The organism is Stenotrophomonas sp. 05L44_2, from assembly GCF_056665995.1.
This window is the reverse complement of record NZ_JBFTNR010000941.1, coordinates 1-1,285: the sequence shown is the minus strand read 5'-3', so window position 1 is coordinate 1,285 and position 1,285 is coordinate 1. Positions and strand designations below refer to the sequence as shown.

Annotated in this window: 2 rRNA genes; both read left to right on the top strand. The window is 53.0% G+C overall.

Annotated features, from left to right (window positions below):
* Positions 1 to 500: ribosomal RNA gene (locus tag AC1VAN_RS22155) — 23S ribosomal RNA — on the top strand; the annotation flags it as partial.
* A gap of 168 nt (positions 501 to 668) precedes the next feature.
* Positions 669 to 783, top strand: a 5S ribosomal RNA gene (gene rrf, locus AC1VAN_RS22150).
* The last annotated feature ends 502 nt before the right edge of the window (positions 784 to 1,285 follow it).

The following is a 1,285-nucleotide window of genomic DNA, read 5'->3' as shown; positions in this document are numbered from 1 at the left end:
CTGTATGGAAGGGCCATCGCTCAACGGATAAAAGGTACTCCGGGGATAACAGGCTGATACCGCCCAAGAGTTCATATCGACGGCGGTGTTTGGCACCTCGATGTCGGCTCATCACATCCTGGGGCTGTAGTCGGTCCCAAGGGTATGGCTGTTCGCCATTTAAAGTGGTACGCGAGCTGGGTTCAGAACGTCGTGAGACAGTTCGGTCCCTATCTGCCATGGGCGTTGGAGATTTGAGAGGGGCTGCTCCTAGTACGAGAGGACCGGAGTGGACGAACCTCTGGTGTTCCGGTTGTCACGCCAGTGGCATTGCCGGGTAGCTATGTTCGGAAGCGATAACCGCTGAAAGCATCTAAGCGGGAAGCGCGCCTCAAGATGAGATCTCCCGGGGCACAAGCCCCCTGAAGGAACCATGTAGACTACGTGGTTGATAGGTCAGGTGTGTAAGTACAGCAATGTATTGAGCTAACTGATACTAATGATCCGAGAGGCTTGACCATATAACCTCAAGTTGCCTTGGCCGACATGACATGTCGATAGATCCAAGTGCACGCTACGTCACAAGACCAAACGAGAGGCAGGCGCTCAGGCGCGTCTCTTTGCAWCGYTGGCATCACCATGCCCGCCCCTGCAACGACRCGACGCCCARGCGACACTCCAAMCGCCTCCCTGGTGAAATTAGCGCTATGGAACCACCCGATCCCATCCCGAACTCGGAAGTGAAACGTAGCTGCGCCGATGGTAGTGTGGCCTAAGCCATGCGAGAGTAGGTCATCGCCAGGGTTTATACCCCGAAAACCCCGCTGCTCATGCAGCGGGGTTTTCCTTTTTTTGCAAGCCTCAGGTTTCGACCTGGACTTACGGCAACAACTTCACGAAGAGCTTCAAGTTCCTCTCACAAGTTGTTGACAAAGCTTAAAAGCCTGCCATAATAGGCGGCTCGCAACGACGAAAGGCCTTCGGGTCCAACGACGAAGCAGCATCGGCAACAACGTCCACTTCGGTGAGACGGCCTTGAAAAAAGGTGTTGACGAAGCGGAAAAGCCGGCTATAATGGGCGGCTTCGCTACGAAGGAAACTTCGCAGCACACGGGAATGGCGCTGAGGCCACTTCCCMMGATCTTTGAAAGTATGCGCAGGTATCTTGTGAAGGCGCCTGCAGGAAGGATGATTGTCCATCTTGCAGACGTTTGATCAAGCAACTATTAATTGTTTTAAAGCAAGCGATACGTTGCCAGAATCATTCATCTGCAGCTTTAAATTTTTGTGCAGCTTTAAATTTTTG